Genomic DNA, 18,679 nt, shown 5'->3' with positions numbered 1-18,679 from the left:
TACATTTTGGTATGTTGAAAATATTAAAGTTAGAATGATCTTTATAAATGAACAATAAGGAATTAATTGAGGCTCTAAGAGAGGAGTTACGTGAGCATAATTATAACTACTACGTATTAGACAATGCTACCATCTCTGATTACGAATTCGATATAAAACTTAAAGAGCTTCAGGAACTTGAAGCAAAATACCCAGAATATTTTGATGCTAATTCACCAACACAGCGTGTAGGAGGAACTGTTACCAAGAACTTTGAAACGATACAGCATGAGTATCGTATGTATTCTTTAGACAACTCCTATTCAAAAGAGGATTTGGAGGATTGGGAAACACGAATTAAAAAACTGGTAGATGGCGATATTCAATATATTTGTGAATTAAAGTATGATGGCGCCTCTATTAGTTTAACTTATGAGAATGGTAACTTGGTAAAAGCGGTTACCCGCGGCGATGGGTTTCAGGGAGACAATGTTACGGCAAACATTAAGACCATAAAATCTGTACCGTTGCAGTTAAAAGGTAGTGACTATCCTGCTAAATTTGATATTAGAGGCGAAATTATATTGCCTTTCGATGGTTTTAATAAAATGAATGAGGAACGTATTGAAGTAGGAGAGGAACCTTATAGAAATCCCAGAAATACGGCTTCGGGAAGTTTAAAGCTACAAGATAGTGCTGAAGTTGCCAAACGACCGTTAGAATGTTTTCTATATAATATAACAGGTACAAACTTAAATATTAAGACACAACAAGAGAGTTTAGAAAAAGCAAGGGCATGGGGTTTTAAAGTACCTGATGCAGCAAAACTTGTTAATTCTATTGATGAGGTTTTGGAATTTGTGGATTATTGGAATATGAATCGCCATGATTTACCCTATGAAACAGATGGTGTTGTTATAAAAGTAAACGATTTATTTCAGCAAGAAGAGTTGGGGTATACGGCAAAAGCACCAAGGTGGGCTATGGCTTATAAGTTTAAGGCAGAGCAAGCTTCAACAAGATTAAACAGCATTACATATCAGGTGGGACGTACAGGAGCTATTACACCTGTTGCTAACCTCGAACCTGTTGAATTGGCAGGAACAACCGTAAAACGTGCGTCACTGCATAATGCCGATCAAATAGAGAAGTTGGATGTAAGAGTAGGAGATGAGGTGTATGTGGAAAAGGGAGGAGAGATTATTCCAAAAATTCTTGGGGTTGATTTAAGTAAACGAAATGAATTATCGGAACCAACTCAATACATTACCCATTGTCCGGAGTGCGAAACAGAACTTGTAAGACAAGAAGGGGAAGCTCAGCATTATTGTCCGAATTACAATGGCTGTAAGCCACAAATTATTGGTAGAATCCAGCATTTTATATCTAGAAAAGCCATGGATATTGATGGCCTAGGAGGTGAAACTGTGGCGCTTTTGGTAACGGAGGGCTTAATTTCTAATTATTCAGATTTATATGAATTAACTAAAGAAGAAGTGATTCCTTTAGAACGCATGGCAGAAAAGAGTGCCGATAATTTAATTCAAGGTATAGAGCTGTCTAAGAACATTCCTTTTGAGCGTGTTCTGTTTGCCTTAGGTATCAGGTATGTAGGGGAAACGGTTGCTAAAAAATTGGCAAAGCATTATAAGAGTATTGATGCTATTGCAGATGCAACACAGGAAGACTTGGTAAATGTCGACGAGATTGGAGTTAAAATAGCAGAAAGTGTAAGTATATTTTTTAATTCGGAAATAAATTTGCATATAATTAATAGGTTAAAGAAATTTGGAGTTCAATTAGAGCTGTCTGCCGAACAATTAATCGGTCAAACTAATATATTAGATGGTGATGTGGTTGTAGTGTCTGGCGTTTTTGAAACCGTGTCTAGAAATGAGCTTAAAAAACTCATTGAAGATAATGGCGGAAAAGTTAGCAGTTCTATCTCATCTAAAACAAGTTATATAGTTGCAGGAAGCAATATGGGGCCCAGTAAAAAGGAGAAAGCTGCCAAGCTGGAAATCCCTTTGTTAAGCGAACTTGAATTCCTACAAAAAATACAATAACAAGCACAAATCATCGATAAAACGTAATTTTTTATCGATAAAATGTAAATTTTTAGTGGTTAGTTGTAAAAAATATTTATATTTGTGCATTAACTTAAAGTAGCTGTTATGTACAAGTCGAAAGTCTTGGGTGGTTTTGTCTTATTGGTATATGTGTTGTTCGCCTTTTTCGAATTTAGAGGAGACGATACTTTAGCTCATAGTTTAGATTATGTAATCACACCATTAATAGCTATCACTTATTTAATTTTTGCTCAAAAGAAGAATGTATTTTTTGTTCTGTTTATTTTATGCTATTCTGTTTCAGACTTAATAGGACTAATAATTAGTCATATTCCAGAACCGTACATTAAGCAATATGAGTTATATCAAGTAGATTATTTTGTAGGGAATTTATTATTTATACTCGCTTACTTATTCCTATTTATAAAAATTAGCAAATCGCTTAGCTTTTTTTATGTACTTAGAAATTTTAAGATACACTTAATTGTTTTAACTGTATTAAATATTTATCTGGTATATGTGTTGCAATTAATATTGAGTCCTAATCTGGAAAAGTTTGATGAATATTTTCTTGAAATGACTTATAATATTGTAATGCTTTTATTGCTATCGTCAGCACTGTTAAATTATTTCTATAGAGATAATAAAAAATCTTTGTATTTATTTATTGGTGCTTTATGTATTGTATTTTCCGAAGTCATGCAAGTAGCATACTTCTATATTACGGAAAGAAGCTTGCTTAATTTTATTTCTACAACACTAACACTTACTGCCTTTTACTTTTTTTACCAACAATCGCAATTGTTAAATGAGTTAAGTGAAGAAGAAAAGTATATGGTGATAGAGTAAATTCTATGATACCGTTTTTATAAAAGGAATATCTTTTTTATAAATATATAGGATTGCAGCAGAAAGAACAAACGTAACTATAGCTGTAGCGAATAGCAACCCTTCATCGTTATTTACTTCAATTCCAAGTTGTGTTAAATGCATAAAGATAGCCCCTCCAATGACTCCTAAGGTAAGTGTGGCTCCCATCCATATGGTTTTTGGAATAAGTAAAAAAGTACCAGCAATAAGCTCTAAAACACCAATGCCTATTCTACCGTAAGGCTCTAATCCAACTTGACTAAAAATATGCACGCTATCTGGGTGAGCTGTAAACTTAAATCGCAATGTTTGTATTAAAATAAAGGCAACAATAACTCTTAGGGCAAGTGGAAAATACTTTTTCATTTTGTGTGGGTTTTTGTTAACTAAAAAATTAGACGCATTTTTTGTAAATACTTATCAGTTGCTCATTCAATTTTATAGACAAACGGATAATTTTTAACCGAAAATCGATAAAAAGCATGTTTTTATCGTTGAAATAGAAATATATTTTTATATTTGGAATAACCTACTAACTGTCAAAATCATGAAAAATTGGTTTAACCTAACTTTTAATAAGGTATTCGTTTGTACTTTATTAGTATTAATAGCCCTGAGTTTTTTTGTTGCATTTTCACAAAATACTTTATTATTAAAATCGGCCATGGGATTGTATATTCCCGCATTTTTAACATTCTATTTTTTAAAGTATAGATCCTTGGGAGTCATGTTTATTTCCTTTTTAATATTTTCTTTCCTTGGAGATCTGTCTTTAACATTCTTTTCGGGAGAAACCTTTGTTAAAGTTTCGAGTATACTTTACTTTTTAAGCTATTTGTATTTGATCGCTATTGTAGCGCCAAAGTTCAAACTGTTTGAAGTTAATAAACTAATAGGAGTATATTTATTAGGCGTTTTCTTAATAAATGTATTCTTTTTGTATACGCTATATAGCATATTAAAAGTGGTTATTCCAGACAATACGGAAGTACTTTTGTTTGGTTTAAAAAACCTATCTATAATTGTATTGGCTTTTATCGCTTTTGGTGTTTATTTAAATACAGAGACAAAGCCGTCTATAATATTTTTGATAGCTGTAATGTTAATAGCCTTTTCTTCAATTTTAAACTATGTTAATCTTTACTACTTATATCATTGGAGTTTCGAAATGTTGCATAGAGCACTTTATGTAACTGGACTCTTTTTTGTGTTCAGATATATTATGGCAGAGAATAAATATAGAATACCCCAAAATACAAGGGCAAAAGAAAAAACGTTTTCTTCTAAAAATATTTTGGTTTAAACTATTATCGAAGTGCCTTTGGCTGAAACATTTTTATTGGAATCGAAGTAAAAATCAATTTTACCCAGGTTGATACCATAACAACCCACTTGGTTAACAAGCATGTTTTTACCTACTACATTTTTAACAATGGTAGGTTTAGATAAAAATGTATGTGTATGGCCGCCAATAATTAAATCGATATCCTTTGTGGCTTTTGCCAATTTTAAATCACTAATCTTTTTGCTATTATTTTTGTAGTTGTATCCTAAATGCGATAAGCAAATGATTAAGTCGCAGTGTTCTTCGGTCTTTAAAATTCTGGACATGTCCTGAGAAATCTCAATCGGGTCTAAGTATTTGGTTTCTTTATACATGGAAGGATCAACCAAACCACCTAACTCAATTCCAAGTCCAAAGACTCCTATTTTAAGTCCATCTTTTTTGAATACTTTATATGGCTTTGTATGCGTATCCATAATAGTATTAGAGAAATCGTAATTAGCAGAAACAAATTGGAATGTGGCATGATCCAGCTGTGCAAATAAGCCGTCAATACCATTATCGAAATCATGATTGCCTATAGTAGCAGCATCGTATTTTAATTTGCTCATTAGTTTAAATTCCAATTCGCCTCCATAGTAATTAAAATAAGGGGTGCCCTGAAAAATATCGCCAGCATCCAACAAAAGTGTATTCGGGTTTTCTTTTCTAACAGCTTCAATTAAACTAGCTCGTCTGGCAACGCCGCCTTTGTTCGCATTTCTACCGTCTTCAGGTCCAAAAGCATCAATATGGCTATGCACATCGTTAGTGTGTAGTATCGTAATTCTTTTTGTAGCAGCCGAGGTTGTAAAAGATTGTAAGCCTAAACCACCTAATGTAACAAGCGTAGTTCCTGCAGACGCTTGTTGTATAAAATCTCTACGTTTCATTTTTTATTTTATTTGAATAAACCTGTCGTCAATTACAGGGCTAATAGTATCTGCCTTTTTAAAATTATCAATTAAAGCATTTCTAATTTTGTAGTTTAAAACATAAAGGCTGTCGTTTGTTTTAAAAAAAGTCATACTATCACCACCATTATATAAGTAGTCGTTGGTGGCAACATAATATACTTTATCAGGTTCAATCGCCTTACCTTTTATTTTTGCTTCAACGATGTCGTAATCCTTATTTATGACTAATTTTAGCTTAGATATAGGGTGTGCTCTCCTTTTTCTACTTAAATACTGCGTTAAATTATTTACTTGGTTGCCTTTTAGGGCCACTACAACAATACTGTTTTCAAAAGGCATTAATTCGAAAGCCGTTCTTTTTGTTATATTTCCTTTAGATAGAATAGACCGGATACCACCATGGTTAAGAAGTACCATATCAATGTCTTTACCAGTTCTGCTTTTAAAAATAGGATTGGCTTCATTGTATACAGCATCTGCCATAAAATTGCCAATAGCCGTATTAAAGTCGCCATCAGATTTAGAATAAGTATCTGCAGAATAAGCTAAAACGCTGTCTAGATCTTTTTGAATGTTATCTCTAAATGGCTTAATATAGGCTTCAATTTCTGAGTCAGCGGGTAAAGAATCTGTGATTTGAATTTGCTTTCCTTCAATTTTAGTTAGCTCTAATTTAGACTGTTTGCAACTAAAAAGACTAAAAAAATATAACAAAAAAAATAAATGTGTTAACCTCATATATTAAACGGATATTTTGAGTGTACTTTTGCTACCTTTGTGCAAAGTATAAAGATAAATGATTTTAAAGGGTTTTAAAGAAAAATCTATTGAAAAGCACTTAAACAAATTGTTATCAGAACGACAAGTAAATGTTACTGATAAGCAGATAGAAAGCTTAGGTGTTATTTTGAATATTGATGAGATTGATGATTTTGAACTATTTAGAAAATTCGCCAATTTTTTAAAAATTCGCGATAACAAATTAAAAATCATCGCTTTCTCCAAAAACGATAAAGGGATGCTAACCTCCTGGGATGTTTGTTTTAATCCTAAAGACTTTGGTTGGAATGGTGCTATTAAAAATGCAGAATTACAGTTGTTTTTAGAAACAAAGTACGATGCGTTAATTAGCTACTATGAAGAAGATGTTTTAGAGCTAAAGTTAATTACTGCCATGTCTAAAGCCCAATTTAAAATTGGTATTGTACAGGACGATGAACGTATAAACGACCTTATCATTAAAACGAAACTAAAAGATTTTGACTTATTTAAAGAAGAGACAATAAAATACTTAACCATATTAAATAAAATTAAGAATGAACAGTAGGTTTTTAGGAACTGGAGTTGCTTTGGTCACCCCTTTTAAATCAGATTTAAGTGTAGACCATAATGCTTTGGCAAATATTGTTAATTTCAATATTGACAATGGCATAGAATACCTTGTAATTTGTGGTACAACAGGAGAAAGCGTAACGCTTACTAAGCAAGAAAAAAAGGAGGTAATAAAAACCATTTCCGATACTAATAATGGTCGTTTGCCTATGGTTTTAGGCATAGGAGGTAGCAATACCGCAGCGATTATTGAAGAAATAAAAACAACAGATTTAAGTAACATAGATGCCATTTTATCTGTGTCTCCATATTATAGTAAACCAACCCAAGAAGGGATTTATCAACATTTTAAGGCTATTTCGGAAGCATCGCCGGTAGACGTTATTTTGTATAATGTTCCAGGCAGAACATCAAAAAATATTGAGCCGGAAACTACTATAAGATTAGCGAACGATTTTGAAAATATTATAGCCGTTAAAGAGGCAGGGAACAATGTATCTCAATATTTAGAGTTAATAAAGAACAAACCAGAGGAGTTTTTGATTATTTCGGGTGATGATGATTTAGCTTTAGGAATAACTTTAGCAGGAGGTGCTGGAGTGATTTCTGTTATAGGTCAAGCATTCCCTAAGGATTTTTCAGAAATGATACGTTTAGGTTTGAAAGGAGATGCAAAAGAATCGTATAAGCTGCATTATAAACTAATGGATGTTATTGGTTATATTTTTGAAGAAAACAATCCTGCTGGAATAAAAGCTGTTTACGAAGCGCTAAATTTATGTCAAGATACAGTTAGATTACCTTTAGTACCAGCATCTGGTGAATTAAAGGAAAAGATTGGAGATTTTGTAAATGCGTTTTAGGATTGTTAAATAATACTTAAACCTTACAATTATAAGCTTTAAGCAACTATTTTAGCTTCAAAATAATATTTTTAAAATCCATATTAATAACTTAATTTTGCATTCTGTTTGAAAAAACAAGAAATACGCATATTTAAGATTTCGATATTGTTCGGAATTTTAAATAAATAGTGTACTGTTTTTTAAAACGGAGAAAAACAATAGATGAAGAAGCTTTTTTACATATTAATAATAGTTGCTGTTTTTAGCAGTTGTAGCGAATATCAAAGAACATTAAAATCTGAAAGTATAGCTACAAAGTTTAAAGTAGGAGAAGAACTGTATAACGAAGGTAAGTATACTAAGGCTAACAGGCTTTTTGCACAGATAGTACCTAAGTATAGAGGTAAGCCACAAGCAGAAAAACTAATGTTTTTGTACTCAAATTCATTTTACAAAATGAAAGATTACTATGTTGCGGGTTATCAATTTGAGCGTTTTACATCCAGCTATCCAAAAAGTGAAAAGTTAGAAGAAGCTTCTTTTTTAAGCGCAAAAAGCTATTATATGTTATCTCCTGTTTATAGTAAAGATCAAACGGAGACCAAAGAAGCAATAGAGAAACTTCAATCGTTTATAAATTTATTTCCAGAATCTGAACATCTTCCCGAGGCTAATAAATTAGTTAAGGAATTAGATTTCAAACTGGAAAAGAAAGCATTTAGCATTGCAAAGCAATATGGAGATATAGCTCCAGGATATTCCAAAGATTTTAATGCTGCAATAAAATCGTTTGATAATTTTCTTTTCGAATTCCCTGGGTCTGTATTGCGTGAAGACGCTTTGTTTTACAGACTGGATTCTGCCTATCAATTGGCTATGAATAGTAGGGAATATAAAAAGAATGTTGATGGCGTTATAGAACATTTAAGAAAAAACCGTCTTGAAACGGCGAAAGAATATTATACAGGCTTTAAAAAATCATATACAGACTCTAAGTACAAAGAGGAAGCTCATGCTATGGGTGAAAGCTTAGAAGAGGAACTAAAAAAATACAGCACAAAAAGTTAAATATCAATGACAATGGATTTAAAAAAAACCAATGCTCCAGTTAATACGGTAACGTACGACAGAAATCAAATTGACGAGCCAACAGAGAACATCTACGAGTCAATTTCTATCATTGCCAGACGTGCAGAGCAAATTAACACAGAGATTAAAAAAGAACTTATTGATAAGTTGGAAGAATTCGCAACTTACAACGATAGTCTTGAAGAAATCTTTGAAAACAAAGAGCAAATTGAGGTTTCTAAATTTTATGAAAAATTACCAAAACCTCATGCGTTAGCTGTTCAAGAATGGCTAACAGATAAAATTTACTTTAGAAATACTGACGCAGATCAGGAATAATTTTTAAAATGTCAATATTAAGCGGCAAAAATATACTATTAGGCATCAGTGCTGGTATTGCCGCTTATAAAACTGCTTCATTAGTAAGGTTATTTATAAAAGCAGGCGCCAACGTAAAAGTTGTTATGACGCCTTCTTCCAAAGAATTTATAACACCCTTAACCTTATCAACACTCTCAAAACATCCGGTATATTCATCTTTTACAAATGAAGACGATGATAATGCTGTATGGAATAGCCATGTAGATCTCGGGCTATGGGCAGATATTTTTATAATTGCCCCAGCAACGGCCAATACACTTTCTAAAATGGTAAATGGTGCTAGCGATAATTTGTTGTTAGCAACATATTTATCGGCGAAATGCCCTGTGTATTTTGCTCCTGCCATGGATTTAGATATGTATAAACACCCAAGTACTGCCAAGTCTTTTAATGCTTTAAAAGATTTTGGAAATATCATGATACCAGCCACAAGTGGTGAATTGGCTAGTGGTTTGGTAGGAGAAGGTAGAATGGCAGAACCAGAAGATATTGTTGCTTTTATTGAAAATGATATTTTAGACAAGCTACCTTTAAAAGGAAAAAAAGTACTAATAACAGCAGGGCCAACTTACGAAGCTATAGACCCCGTTCGTTTTATAGGAAACCATTCCAGTGGTAAAATGGGGTTCGAAATAGCCAAAGCAGCAGCAAATCTTGGTGCCGAGGTTGTTTTAGTTACCGGGCCAACACATCAAAAGGTTTCGCATGCTCTAATACAGGTCGTTCCCGTTATTAGTGCACAAGATATGTACGAATCTGTGCATACTTATTTTCAAGATGTAGATATAGCAATACTTTCGGCAGCTGTAGCCGATTTTACACCAAAAGAAGTTGCCTCTCAAAAAATAAAAAAGAAGGAACCAACGTTAACATTAGAGTTAGAAAAAACAAAAGATATTTTAGCATCCTTAGGAGCTATTAAAACAAATCAGTTTTTAGTTGGGTTTGCATTAGAGACGAACGATGAGCTTGAAAATGCAAAAGGAAAATTAAAAAGTAAAAATTTAAATTTAATTGTTTTAAATTCGTTAAATGATAAAGGGGCTGGTTTTAAAAGTGATACTAACAAAGTTACTTTTATTGATGATAAAGAAACCATTACAGCCTTTGAACTGAAATCGAAAACAGCGGTTGCTAAAGATTTGATAAATAAAATTATAGAACAGATACATGCGTAACATTCTAGTTGTTTTAATACTTTGTTTGGGAATTAAAGGGTTTTCTCAAGAGCTAAATTGCGATGTTGTTGTAAACGCACAGCAAACGGGTAACGAAAATTTCCCGATTTTTAAAACTTTGGAAAAGCAGCTAAATGAGTTTGTTAATAATACCAAATGGACAAAAAAGACATTTAAGTCGCAAGAACGTATAGATTGCAGCATGATTATAAATGTTAGCGATTATAGCGGCGAGGCATTTCAAGCAACCCTTCAAGTGCAATCATCACGACCTATTTTTGGCTCATCCTTTAGTACGCCAATCTATAATTTTAACGATAAGGATTTTAATTTTAGATATTTAGAATTCCAGAATTTAATTTTCAATCCTAACCAGTTCGAATCTAATTTAGTATCTATGTTAGCATTCCATATTTATATGGTTTTAGCTTTAGATGCAGATTCATTCTCCAGAAAAGGCGGTGAGGTATATTATAAACAGGCACAGACCATTGCAAATTATTCGCAACAAGGTAGTTTTAAAGGCTGGAAATTAGAGGACGGCTTACAAAGCAGATTTGCGCTTATAGATAATGTGCTGTCTGCAACTTTTAAAGAATATAGAGATGTTTTATATGCTTACCATAGGGAAGGTTTGGATATGATGAGTGAGAATACAAAAACAGGAAAGCAGAATGTTGCAAATTCTTTGCAGCAATTTAAAGCTATGAACAGCCGTAGACCTAACTCTTTTTTACTACGTACTTTTTTTGATGCCAAAGCAGACGAGATTGAACAAATCTTTAGCGAAGGGCCTAATGTAAATATAGCGAGTGTAAAAGAAACACTTCAAAAAGTAGCGCCAATGCATAATAGCAAATGGCAAAAGATTAAGTTTTAAGTTGCTCAATATTTAAAAGGCTTTCACTATATTTATTTCCCGAAATTAAACACTGAATAATAGCACATTGTTAACATCACTCTCAATAAAAAATTACGCTTTAATAGATACGCTTCATGTTAATTTTAATGATGGCTTTTCTATAATTACAGGAGAAACAGGAGCGGGTAAATCTATATTGCTTGGCGGGTTGTCGTTAATTCTTGGAAAACGAGCAGATTTAAGTAGCTTGAAAGATACCACACGTAAATGTATTATAGAAGCAGCATTTGATATTTCAGACTATAAATTAAAATCACTTTTTAAAGCTGAAGATTTCGATTACGAATCACAGACTATTATTCGTAGAGAGATATTGCCTTCTGGAAAATCAAGAGCATTTGTAAACGATTCTCCTGTTAATTTAAGCAGTTTACAGTTGTTGGGTGAGCGTTTAATAGATATTCACTCACAACATCAAACCTTGGAACTTACCAGCAATGAATTTCAGTTTCAAGTCATCGATGCCCTAGCAAATAACGACAAGAACCTACAAGGGTATAAGGAGGAATTAAAGGTATATAAAGGCCTTCAAAAAGAATTAAAGGAGCTTTTAACGTTTCAGGCAGAAGCCATTAAAGAACACGATTATAATTCGTTTTTGTTAAATGAATTGGTTGAAGCTAACCTCATTGATGGCGAGTTAGAAACTTTAGAAGAAGAATACGAAACCCTTAATAATGTAGAGGGGATAAAAGAAAAATTAGACGAAGCCCATCACTTATTAAATGAAGAAGAAGTTGGGGTCTTGTCTACATTAACGACATTAAAAAACACATTTCAGAAACTATCTGGGCTATCCTCTAAATATGAAGACTTATTTAATAGAGTTAATAGTAGTTTGATAGAAATGGACGATGTGTTTAACGAGGTTAACACGCTGAAAGATGGCTTGGAAGTAGATCCTGCCAGATTGGAAACTGTTGATGCGAAACTAAAAATAATTCATAATTTGCTGCAAAAACATGTAGCAAGTAATGTTTCAGAATTAATTAAGATAAAAAACGACTTAGAAGAAAAGGTATCGATAACGGAAAACTTAGATGATACTATCCAGAAAAAACAGTTGGAAATTGAGGCTAAAACGGCCGAGCTGGATGCTATATCTAAAACAATCCATGAAAATCGAACAGAAGCCATTCCAAAGTTAAAAAAGCAATTAGAAAATATTTTAGCTGGTTTGGGTATGCCAAATGCTCAATTTAAAATAGAGACTATTTATAGCGATACTTTTTTTACTAACGGAAAAGATGAATTATCGTTTCTGTTTTCTGCGAATAAAGGCGGGAACTTTAATGAGCTGAAAAAAGCCGCTTCTGGTGGAGAGCTATCCAGAATTATGTTAGCCATAAAGTCGGTTTTATCAAAATACATAAAGTTGCCTACTATTATGTTTGATGAAATTGATACTGGGGTTTCTGGAGAAATATCAAATAAAATGGGGGACATCATGTTGCAAATGAGCAAAACAATGCAGGTTTTCTCAATTACACATTTACCACAAATAGCAGCAAAAGGACACTCGCATTTTAAAGTTTATAAAGAAGATATAGATAATACTACACAAACTAATCTTGTAAAATTAGATCATGATGAGCGCGTTGTCGAGATTGCTCAAATGTTGGGGGGTATAGAAATGTCTTCATCTGCAATAGCACATGCTAAAGAATTGTTGAATTAATTAGTATCTTTGTGCGCTGTTTGGAAAATCTAAGAACTAAAATATAAACCAAAAAAAAGTATGTCATATAATTTATTAAAAGGGAAAAAAGGGATCATTTTTGGAGCATTAGACTCTAATTCGATTGCTTGGAAAACTGCTGAGCGTGTGCATGAGGAAGGGGGAACATTTGTGTTAACAAATGCTCCGGTAGCAATGCGTATGGGGCAAATAAATGCATTAGCAGAAAAAACAGGTTCTCAAATAATTCCTGCAGATGCAACTTCTGAAGAAGACCTACAAAATCTGGTTGAAAAATCAATGGAGATTCTTGGGGGTAAAATAGACTTTGTATTGCATTCTATAGGAATGTCTATTAATGTTAGAAAAGGAAATCATTATACATCACAGAATTATGCATGGACGCAAAAAGGAACCGATGTTTCTGCTATGTCTTTTCATAAAGTTATGCAAACACTATATAAAGCTGATGCCATGAACGAATGGGGGAGTATTGTAGCATTAACTTATATGGCAGCGCAACGTGTTTTTCCAGATTATAACGATATGGCCGATAATAAAGCATATTTAGAAAGTATTGCCCGTAGTTTTGGGTATTTCTTTGGAAGAGATAAAAACGTACGTGTAAATACAATTTCTCAATCGCCTACACCAACTACAGCAGGCAATGGTGTTAAAGGGTTTGATGGCTTTATAGCTTATGCCGATAAAATGTCGCCATTAGGAAACGCCACAGCCTTAGATTGTGCTAATTATACCGTGTCTTTATTTAGCGATTTAACCAAACGTGTAACGCTACAAAACCTGTTTCACGATGGAGGCTATAGTAACATGGGGGTTAGTGATGCTGTTATGGAGGCTTTTATGAAAGAACAAAACTAAAAAGTATTTTAATATTGAAAACAAGCCACCTGTAAAACGGTGGCTTTTTTGTTACATTTGTTTTATGCAATTACAGTTTTCTTTTATAATTCCTGTTTATAATCGTCCGGACGAAACACAGGAACTTTTACAGAGTTTTGAGCATTTACAAGGAGAAACACCTTTTGAGGTTGTTATAGTAGAAGATGGCTCAACCATATCATCTAAGGAGGTGGTTGATGCTTATAAGGATAAACTAGACATCTCTTATTTTTTTAAAGAAAATTCAGGACCAGGAGATTCAAGAAATTTTGGAATGCAACATGCAAAAGGAAATTATTTTATCATTTTAGATTCCGATTGCATTTTACCAAAAAACTACCTTACTGAAGTCGTAAAAAGCCTAAAAACGCATTATGTTGATTGCTTTGGAGGGCCCGATGCAGCACACAGTTCGTTTACAAATCTTCAAAAAGCCATTAACTTTTCAATGACCTCGTTTATTACTACCGGTGGCATTAGGGGCAATAAAAAAAGTGTAGATGCATTTCAGCCCAGAAGTTTTAATATGGGTCTCTCAAAAGAAGCTTTTATAGCTTCAAAGGGATTTGGAAGAATTCACCCGGGAGAAGACCCCGATTTGTCCATCAGACTCTGGAACTTAGGATATAAAACCAAATTAATTCCAGAGGCTTTTGTATATCACAAACGCCGAATTTCCTGGAGTAAGTTTTATAAGCAAGTACATAAGTTTGGATTGGTACGTCCGATTCTTAATAAATGGCATCCATCTACAAAAAAGTTAACCTATTGGTTTCCTTCTATTTTTTGTTTAGGATTTATAATTTCGATTTTGCTCATTTTTTTTAATTTTAAATGGGGTTTGGCAGGGTATGTGTTGTATTTTTCCCTAGCATTATTGTTAGCTTTAATAAACACAAAAAGCTTGAGTGTCTCTCTGCTTTCCATAGTAGCTATCGTCATTCAGTTTTTTGGATACGGTTACGGGTTTTTAAAGTCAACATTTGCAGTTTCAGTACTTAATAAAGAACCAGAAAATTATTTTCCTGGATTATTTTTTAAATCGAAATGATAAAAAAGTTAAAGTCTAAAATACTCGCTTCAATAAAAAATAAAAGAATCAATGTATTTTTTGTTTTTTTATTGTTTTCGTTTATAATCCTGATATTTTCCAAGCTATCAAAAGAATATACAAACACTATGGCTTTTGATATCGAAAAGGTTAATATACCAGATGAGAATGTGATTTTGAATGATTCTATGGCCTTGAATATCACGCTAAAAACACATGGGTTTAAATGGCTTAAGTATTACGTTTCCAAACCAAAAATTAGGGTAGATTTTAGTAAGGATGTCGATAAAAAGAAGCATGCTTTTTTATGGAATAAATCTAAAGCCTATTTAAACAACACCCAGTTTGACGAGCAGGTAGAATTACTTAATATTTCTCCCAATCAACTAGCCTTCAAGTACGATGTAAATCTGGTTAAAAAAGTACCGGTTAAATTAAACGCTACGATTAGTTTTGAACCTGGGTATGATGTTGCAGATAAGTTGATTTCAGAACCTGATTCTGTAACAGTTATCGGGCCTAACACTTTGGTATCCCAAATAGGGTATTTAGAAACAGAAGAAGTTATTTTTAATGATGTGAAAACGAGTTTTGAAGAAGCTACTAACCTGATGTTACCCGAAAATACTGCCGATTTGAAGTTTTCTGCCAATAGCGTTACCATAAAAGCTCATGTAGAAAAATTTACAGAAGGTACACTTAAAATACCGGTAAACATTATAAATACACCAAAGGGCGCCAAGATAAAGTACTTTCCAAAAGAAGTGAATGTCTCTTATTATGTTAGTTTAAGCAATTTTAATACGATTACAAATAAAGACTTTAAAGTTGTTTGCGATTATGAAAAAACAGTGGGAGATCAATCCCTTTTAGTACCGGAATTAGTAGCGTTTCCCACTACTGCAAAAAACGTTAAGATTAATCAGAAACGTATAGAATTTATAATTACAAAATGATTATTGTAGGACTTACAGGAGGTATAGGAAGCGGAAAAACAACTGTCGCAAAACAGTTTGAAGCATTGGGTGTACCCGTTTATATAGCAGATCTAGAGGCTAAGAACCTAATGAACAAGTCCAAGACTATTAAAAGAGAGCTTGTTGAGTTATTTGGAAAAAAAGCTTATATTAAAGGGGAACTTAACAAACAATTTATTGCAGATATTATCTTTAACGATAAGTCCTATTTGCAAAAAATGAATAGCATTGTTCACCCAAGAGTCGCTAAGCATTTTGAAAAATGGATGTTAAGACAAGATACACCATATGTAATAAAAGAAGTAGCCATTTTGTTTGAAAACAATGGCTATAAAACATGCGATTACATTATTACAGTTACAGCTCCCAAAGAATTACGAATAGAACGTCTTTTAATGCGTGATGACACAACAAAAGCCAAGATTGAAGCTATCATGAAAAATCAGTGGACAGATGATGAAAAAACAAAGCTTTCTCATTACGTAGTTGATAATGTTGATCTTAGTACTACTCTGAGTAAAGTGGTTGATATTCATGAAGACATCCTTAAAAGAATTTGAAAAAGAAGAGGTTTTAACATTTTTGTTAATGTAAGGTTAAAAGGGAAGTGTCATAAATGTTAATATGTTAATTTTGAATGGTGAGCAAAAGAATTTTTATCCTATTAATAATACTAATGAGCTTATCGCTTATTGGCATTATTTCTATTCAGGCGTATTATATAAATAACTCTGTAGAGAACGAAAAAGAACGATTCAAATTTATTGTTAAAGGGGCGCTAAGTTACGTTTCTAATACAATAGAAGATAATGAGGAGATGCAGTATTTTTCGAAATTCATGAATTTGGATAAGGAGAAAAAGAAAGATGAAGATGCAGTTTCTCAGTTGTTAATTTATCAGAAAAATAACAGCACAAAAGAAATGCTTATCTATAGTAGTAATATCATTGAAGAGGATTATAAATTGTCTTCATCGCTCCTTGACATTGGTTTAGATATAGATAGTATAGGTCTTAAGAATATAATAGGTAGCTCAAGTACAGAGCTTTACACCAATTTTGATGTGTCTGAAAAGGATATTTTACAGAATCCTATTTCAAAAATTGTTAGAAGTGGAAGCATAGATGAAGCACAGAGATTAAGTTGGAGAAGGAGTTTTAAGGAAATTTCGAAAAGAACTCCAGTGCATAAAAGAGTTTCCGAAGAGAAAATTAATGAGTTGTTATCTGATAAGCTTAGAAAGAATGGTGTTGATATAGATTTTGAATTTGCTATTTACGATAACGATTTGGCTACAAAAATTAGCAGTGAGGGTTTTGAGAAAAATATAAAGTCTACTTACAGTGTACCTATATTTTATGATGAAAACAATAAAAGCCTCTATAAGCTTTTGGTTAATTTTCCAGATGATAGAAAGTATATTTTATCATCAATTATGGGGATGATATTATTGTCAATAATTTTTACATCTATTATAATAGTTGCCTATTCAAGTGCCTTATATCAACTTTTAAAGCAGCGAAAGATATCTGAAATAAAAACGGATTTTATCAATAATATGACGCATGAGTTTAAGACGCCAATTGCAACTATAAATTTAGCTTTAGATGCAATTAGAAATCCTAAGGTTATTGATGATAAAGAGAGGGTAGTGCGTTATCTTTCCATGATAAAGGATGAGAATAAACGAATGCATGCTCAGGTTGAAAATGTACTAAGAATATCTAAACTTGAGAAAAACGAGCTTAATATTAGTAAAGATAGAGTAAATTTACATGAGCTGATAGATGATGCCATTACACATGTAAAGCTTTTGGTTGAAGACAGAGAAGGTTATATCAAAACATTTTTTGAAGCAGATAAAGCCTCGATTTTAGCTAACGAAACCCACTTTACCAATGTTATTGTTAATGTTTTGGATAATGCTATAAAGTATTCTCCAGATGCGCCAAAAATAGAGGTATATACAGAAAATGTAGGTACTAATATTTTATTAAAAGTTAAAGACCATGGAAGTGGTATGAGTAAAGCAGCAGCAAAAAGGGTCTTTGAAAAGTTTTATAGAGAACATACAGGAAATATCCATAACGTTAAAGGCCATGGTTTAGGCTTGGCTTATGTTAAGCGTATAGTAGATGACCACCAAGGTTATGTATCTGTAGAAAGTGAAAAAGAAAAAGGAAGCACATTCACTATAAAGCTTCCACTAATATCATAAATTATGGAAGAACAAAAAAAGAGAATTTTATTAGTAGAAGACGACCCCAACTTCGGAACTGTTCTTAAGGATTATCTCATGATGAATGATTATGAGGTAACTCATGCTAAAAATGGCATGGAAGGATTCGAGAAGTTTAAAAAAGACGATTTCGATTTATGTATTCTGGATGTAATGATGCCTTACAAGGACGGATTTACATTAGCTAAAGAAATAAGGGATAAAAATACAGATGTTCCAATTATATTCTTAACCGCTAAAACAATGAAAGAGGATGTTTTAAGAGGTTATAAGGTTGGTGCAGACGATTATTTAAACAAGCCTTTCGATAGTGAAGTGTTGCTAATGAAAATTAAAGCTATAATACAGCGTAAAGCAACCGAAACGATTTCTGATAGTAAACAATTCGAGTTTAAAATAGGAAGCTTTGATTTGAATTCTAAGTTACGCTTCTTACGTTTTAATGGAGGCGAACCAGTGAAGTTATCGCCTAAAGAAAATGAATTGTTACGCTTATTAGCGTTGCATGAAAACGACTTAATGCCAAGAGAGTTGGCTCTTACCAAGATATGGAGAGACGATAATTATTTTACGTCTCGTAGTATGGATGTATATATCGCAAAATTGCGTAAATATTTAAAGCTTGATGAAAAAGTTGAAATACTAAACATTCATGGAGAAGGGTTTAGACTCGTAGTGAATTCTTAATAAGTTTTTCCTTTATATTATAAAAAATCCAGCTTAAAGCTGGATTTTTTGTTTGTGTTTCATTAAATCTTTTAAGGATCATGACTAAAAGTTGTGTTTGGTCAAAATATGCTTTTAATTATCTATATCTTTTTTGCATTGACCAAAAAAGAAACAAAAAAGTCTAGCCTTAGATTCTCGGCGGTCAAATTAGTTTTCGATGTCTAAAAGAAATGAACTCGCACGATGATCATTTCTCACTTGCCAATCTTATTACCTT

19 protein-coding genes are annotated in these 18,679 nt (G+C 32.7%); 16 read left to right on the top strand and 3 right to left on the bottom strand.

The window, feature by feature from the left end; all coding sequences use genetic code 11:
* Window positions 1-47: 47 nt before the first annotated feature.
* Both ligA and C1H87_RS03540 read left to right on the top strand, forming a co-directional pair.
* Window positions 48-2,045 (top strand): NAD-dependent DNA ligase LigA, encoded by a 1,998-nt coding sequence (gene ligA, locus C1H87_RS03545; RefSeq protein ID WP_102754498.1) that lies wholly within the window; start codon window positions 48-50, stop codon window positions 2,043-2,045.
* A 108-nt stretch (window positions 2,046-2,153) separates the two neighbouring features.
* On the top strand, window positions 2,154-2,897 hold the full coding sequence (locus C1H87_RS03540; protein ID WP_102754497.1) for a hypothetical protein: 744 nt from the start codon (window positions 2,154-2,156) through the stop codon (window positions 2,895-2,897).
* A 3-nt stretch (window positions 2,898-2,900) separates the two neighbouring features.
* Here the strand turns inward: C1H87_RS03540 and C1H87_RS03535 are convergent, their stop codons facing one another.
* The gene (locus C1H87_RS03535; RefSeq protein WP_102754496.1) at window positions 2,901-3,284 is read right to left on the bottom strand and encodes a DoxX family protein; all 384 of its coding nucleotides are present in this window, start codon (window positions 3,282-3,284) and stop codon (window positions 2,901-2,903) included.
* Window positions 3,285-3,465: 181 nt separating this feature from the next.
* Between C1H87_RS03535 and C1H87_RS03530 the strand changes: the two genes are divergently transcribed.
* Complete coding sequence (locus tag C1H87_RS03530) at window positions 3,466-4,221, top strand: hypothetical protein (RefSeq protein ID WP_102754495.1); 756 nt, start codon at window positions 3,466-3,468, stop codon at window positions 4,219-4,221.
* On the opposite strand, the gene C1H87_RS03525 is transcribed toward C1H87_RS03530, so the two are convergent.
* Both C1H87_RS03525 and C1H87_RS03520 read right to left on the bottom strand, forming a co-directional pair.
* Window positions 4,218-5,135 (bottom strand): bifunctional metallophosphatase/5'-nucleotidase, encoded by a 918-nt coding sequence (locus C1H87_RS03525; RefSeq protein WP_102754494.1) that lies wholly within the window; start codon window positions 5,133-5,135, stop codon window positions 4,218-4,220. The two genes, C1H87_RS03530 and C1H87_RS03525, sit on opposite strands and share 4 nt — an antisense overlap.
* A gap of 3 nt (window positions 5,136-5,138) precedes the next feature.
* Window positions 5,139-5,873, bottom strand: a complete 735-nt coding sequence (locus C1H87_RS03520) for a 5'-nucleotidase C-terminal domain-containing protein (protein WP_233783325.1) — start codon at window positions 5,871-5,873, stop codon at window positions 5,139-5,141.
* A gap of 82 nt (window positions 5,874-5,955) precedes the next feature.
* Between C1H87_RS03520 and C1H87_RS03515 the strand changes: the two genes are divergently transcribed.
* The 13 genes from C1H87_RS03515 (at window position 5,956) to C1H87_RS03455 (ending at window position 18,420) form a co-directional block, all read left to right on the top strand.
* Window positions 5,956-6,486, top strand: a complete 531-nt coding sequence (locus tag C1H87_RS03515) for a DUF6913 domain-containing protein (RefSeq protein ID WP_102754492.1) — start codon at window positions 5,956-5,958, stop codon at window positions 6,484-6,486.
* The gene (dapA, locus tag C1H87_RS03510) at window positions 6,476-7,354 is read left to right on the top strand and encodes a 4-hydroxy-tetrahydrodipicolinate synthase (RefSeq protein WP_102754491.1); all 879 of its coding nucleotides are present in this window, start codon (window positions 6,476-6,478) and stop codon (window positions 7,352-7,354) included. The genes C1H87_RS03515 and dapA overlap by 11 nt, the downstream gene beginning before the upstream one ends.
* Before the next feature lie 204 nt (window positions 7,355-7,558).
* Window positions 7,559-8,404 (top strand): outer membrane protein assembly factor BamD, encoded by an 846-nt coding sequence (locus C1H87_RS03505; protein ID WP_102754490.1) that lies wholly within the window; start codon window positions 7,559-7,561, stop codon window positions 8,402-8,404.
* A 12-nt stretch (window positions 8,405-8,416) separates the two neighbouring features.
* Window positions 8,417-8,743, top strand: a complete 327-nt coding sequence (locus C1H87_RS03500) for a DNA-directed RNA polymerase subunit omega (RefSeq protein WP_102754489.1) — start codon at window positions 8,417-8,419, stop codon at window positions 8,741-8,743.
* An 8-nt stretch (window positions 8,744-8,751) separates the two neighbouring features.
* The gene (coaBC, locus tag C1H87_RS03495; RefSeq protein WP_102754488.1) at window positions 8,752-9,963 is read left to right on the top strand and encodes a bifunctional phosphopantothenoylcysteine decarboxylase/phosphopantothenate--cysteine ligase CoaBC; all 1,212 of its coding nucleotides are present in this window, start codon (window positions 8,752-8,754) and stop codon (window positions 9,961-9,963) included.
* A complete protein-coding gene (gene porD / locus C1H87_RS03490) occupies window positions 9,956-10,843 on the top strand; it encodes a type IX secretion system protein PorD (protein ID WP_102754487.1) in 888 nt (295 codons plus the stop codon). Before coaBC ends, porD begins: the two co-directional genes overlap by 8 nt.
* A 67-nt stretch (window positions 10,844-10,910) precedes the next feature.
* Entirely contained in the window at window positions 10,911-12,563 is a 1,653-nt protein-coding gene (gene recN, locus C1H87_RS03485) for a DNA repair protein RecN (RefSeq protein ID WP_102754486.1), read from the top strand.
* A 60-nt stretch (window positions 12,564-12,623) separates the two neighbouring features.
* On the top strand, window positions 12,624-13,445 hold the full coding sequence (locus tag C1H87_RS03480) for an enoyl-ACP reductase FabI (protein WP_102754485.1): 822 nt from the start codon (window positions 12,624-12,626) through the stop codon (window positions 13,443-13,445).
* A 64-nt stretch (window positions 13,446-13,509) separates the two neighbouring features.
* Entirely contained in the window at window positions 13,510-14,517 is a 1,008-nt protein-coding gene (locus C1H87_RS03475) for a glycosyltransferase (protein WP_102754484.1), read from the top strand.
* Between the two features lie 128 nt (window positions 14,518-14,645).
* A complete protein-coding gene (locus tag C1H87_RS03470) occupies window positions 14,646-15,473 on the top strand; it encodes a CdaR family protein (RefSeq protein ID WP_233783323.1) in 828 nt (275 codons plus the stop codon).
* Complete coding sequence (gene coaE / locus C1H87_RS03465; RefSeq protein ID WP_102754483.1) at window positions 15,470-16,054, top strand: dephospho-CoA kinase; 585 nt, start codon at window positions 15,470-15,472, stop codon at window positions 16,052-16,054. The genes C1H87_RS03470 and coaE overlap by 4 nt, the downstream gene beginning before the upstream one ends.
* A gap of 116 nt (window positions 16,055-16,170) precedes the next feature.
* On the top strand, window positions 16,171-17,712 hold the full coding sequence (locus tag C1H87_RS03460; RefSeq protein WP_102754482.1) for a sensor histidine kinase: 1,542 nt from the start codon (window positions 16,171-16,173) through the stop codon (window positions 17,710-17,712).
* 3 nt (window positions 17,713-17,715) lie between these two features.
* Window positions 17,716-18,420, top strand: a complete 705-nt coding sequence (locus tag C1H87_RS03455) for a response regulator transcription factor (RefSeq protein ID WP_102754481.1) — start codon at window positions 17,716-17,718, stop codon at window positions 18,418-18,420.
* The last annotated feature ends 259 nt before the right edge of the window (window positions 18,421-18,679 follow it).

Source organism: Flavivirga eckloniae (genome assembly GCF_002886045.1).
Taxonomy (GTDB): Bacteria; Bacteroidota; Bacteroidia; order Flavobacteriales; family Flavobacteriaceae; genus Flavivirga; species Flavivirga eckloniae.
This window is presented reverse-complemented; position numbering and strand designations above follow the sequence as displayed.

What these genes read in the sequence shown, in the direction of transcription:
- ligA (WP_102754498.1), top strand. Translation starts at nt 48, where the DNA reads ATGAACAATAAGGAATTAATTGAGGCTCTAAGAGAGGAGTTACGTGAG.
- C1H87_RS03540 (WP_102754497.1), top strand. Translation starts at nt 2,154, where the DNA reads ATGTACAAGTCGAAAGTCTTGGGTGGTTTTGTCTTATTGGTATATGTG.
- C1H87_RS03535 (WP_102754496.1), bottom strand. Translation starts at nt 3,284, where the DNA reads ATGAAAAAGTATTTTCCACTTGCCCTAAGAGTTATTGTTGCCTTTATT.
- C1H87_RS03530 (WP_102754495.1), top strand. Translation starts at nt 3,466, where the DNA reads ATGAAAAATTGGTTTAACCTAACTTTTAATAAGGTATTCGTTTGTACT.
- C1H87_RS03525 (WP_102754494.1), bottom strand. Translation starts at nt 5,135, where the DNA reads ATGAAACGTAGAGATTTTATACAACAAGCGTCTGCAGGAACTACGCTT.
- C1H87_RS03515 (WP_102754492.1), top strand. Translation starts at nt 5,956, where the DNA reads ATGATTTTAAAGGGTTTTAAAGAAAAATCTATTGAAAAGCACTTAAAC.
- dapA (WP_102754491.1), top strand. Translation starts at nt 6,476, where the DNA reads ATGAACAGTAGGTTTTTAGGAACTGGAGTTGCTTTGGTCACCCCTTTT.
- C1H87_RS03505 (WP_102754490.1), top strand. Translation starts at nt 7,559, where the DNA reads ATGAAGAAGCTTTTTTACATATTAATAATAGTTGCTGTTTTTAGCAGT.
- C1H87_RS03500 (WP_102754489.1), top strand. Translation starts at nt 8,417, where the DNA reads ATGGATTTAAAAAAAACCAATGCTCCAGTTAATACGGTAACGTACGAC.
- coaBC (WP_102754488.1), top strand. Translation starts at nt 8,752, where the DNA reads ATGTCAATATTAAGCGGCAAAAATATACTATTAGGCATCAGTGCTGGT.
- porD (WP_102754487.1), top strand. Translation starts at nt 9,956, where the DNA reads ATGCGTAACATTCTAGTTGTTTTAATACTTTGTTTGGGAATTAAAGGG.
- C1H87_RS03480 (WP_102754485.1), top strand. Translation starts at nt 12,624, where the DNA reads ATGTCATATAATTTATTAAAAGGGAAAAAAGGGATCATTTTTGGAGCA.
- C1H87_RS03475 (WP_102754484.1), top strand. Translation starts at nt 13,510, where the DNA reads ATGCAATTACAGTTTTCTTTTATAATTCCTGTTTATAATCGTCCGGAC.
- C1H87_RS03470 (WP_233783323.1), top strand. Translation starts at nt 14,646, where the DNA reads ATGGCTTTTGATATCGAAAAGGTTAATATACCAGATGAGAATGTGATT.
- coaE (WP_102754483.1), top strand. Translation starts at nt 15,470, where the DNA reads ATGATTATTGTAGGACTTACAGGAGGTATAGGAAGCGGAAAAACAACT.
- C1H87_RS03460 (WP_102754482.1), top strand. Translation starts at nt 16,171, where the DNA reads ATGAGCTTATCGCTTATTGGCATTATTTCTATTCAGGCGTATTATATA.
- C1H87_RS03455 (WP_102754481.1), top strand. Translation starts at nt 17,716, where the DNA reads ATGGAAGAACAAAAAAAGAGAATTTTATTAGTAGAAGACGACCCCAAC.